This window comes from Niallia sp. 03133, assembly GCF_052663225.1.
In genome coordinates, this window is the sequence record NZ_JBQTCY010000049.1 from 1 (window position 1) to 282 (window position 282).

The 282-nt window shown below is 49.3% G+C and carries 1 rRNA gene; it reads left to right on the forward strand.

The features are described 5' to 3' along the window. Positions 1-271 (forward strand): 23S ribosomal RNA (locus ACTYBU_RS22560); the annotation flags it as partial. Between the last annotated feature and the right edge of the window lie 11 nt (positions 272-282).

The window sequence follows — 282 nt, forward strand, 5'->3', positions numbered from 1 at the left end:
AGGAAATTTGAGAGGAGCTGTCCTTAGTACGAGAGGACCGGGATGGACGCACCGCTGGTGTACCAGTTGTCTTGCCAAAGGCATAGCTGGGTAGCTATGTGCGGAAGGGATAAGTGCTGAAAGCATCTAAGCATGAAGCCCCCCTCGAGATGAGATTTCCCATAGCGCAAGCTAGTAAGATCCCTGAAAGATGATCAGGTTGATAGGTTTGAGGTGGAAGCGTGGCGACACGTGGAGCTGACAAATACTAATAGATCGAGGACTTAACTAAAACGAAAAGCG